The sequence below is a fragment of the Microbacterium sp. K41 genome (assembly GCF_004794395.1).
Lineage (GTDB): Bacteria > Actinomycetota > Actinomycetes > Actinomycetales > Microbacteriaceae > Microbacterium > Microbacterium sufflavum.
Map to the genome: position 1 here is coordinate 1 of NZ_SSDO01000102.1, position 909 is coordinate 909.

1 protein-coding gene is annotated in these 909 nt (G+C 74.3%); it reads right to left on the bottom strand.

Annotation, left to right across the window (positions count from 1 at the left end; genetic code table 11):
* On the bottom strand, positions 1-909 hold a 909-nt coding region (locus DW309_RS02000; RefSeq protein ID WP_168387139.1), incomplete at both ends, for a S8 family peptidase.

Consider the following 909-nt stretch of genomic DNA (forward strand, 5'->3'; position numbering starts at 1 on the left):
CGCGCCCGCCACCGGGACGGCCCCGAGCTCCGCCGCGATGCGACCGGCGAGGTACGGCGCTGCGAACGACGTGCCGCTCCAGACCGCGAAGCCGCCCCGGTAGTCGTCGGGGTCGAGCGTCTCGCGCACCAGGCCGTCGACGTCGGCCCTGGTCGCCGCCTGAGCACCGCCGACGAACGCGGGCGAGGTGCTGACGACCGCCGCGCCCGGGGCGTACACGTGCACCCAGGGCCCGACGTTGGAGAACAGCGCGACCGAGCGCGACGACGGGTTGAGGGCGCCGACGGCCACGTGCGGGGCGCCCTTGTCGGCGGGCAGCCCGTTGTCGGCTCCCGGCCACGGCCACAGCGACGCCGGGAAGGACGGCCGGTCGATCGCGTCGTTGCCGGCCGAGCACACGACCACGCAGCCGAGCTCGCGCGCCTTCGCCAGCAGTTCGTACAGCGTGCGGCTGAACAGCCCGTCGGTCGGGGTCTCGTGGTAGTAGCTGAGCGACAGGTTGAGCACGTCGATGGGGAAGCCCGTCTTCGGGTCCTCCCGGTGCCGGCGCAGCAGCTCCACCACCTGCGCCACGGTCTCCAGCAGGGTGCTCTCGTCGACCACTCCGAGCGCGCCGGCCACCCGGATCGACAGGATGTCGGCGTCGGGTGCGGTCTGCCGCACGATCCCGGAGATGAACGTGCCGTGCCCGGCCACCGCGTCGATCTCGCCGTCGAGCTGCCCGTACAGGTCGGGGTAGCGTTCGGGGTCGGCGTCGTCGGTGAGCCCGACCGGGACGCCGTCGAGCTCGATGTGCCGCGTGACGATGTCGGACGGCAGCCAGGCGTGCTCGCCGCAGCCCGTGTCGAGCACCGCGACGACCGGGCGTCGTCCGCGCTTCGGCGCTGGAGCGCGCACGGGCGCGGGCCC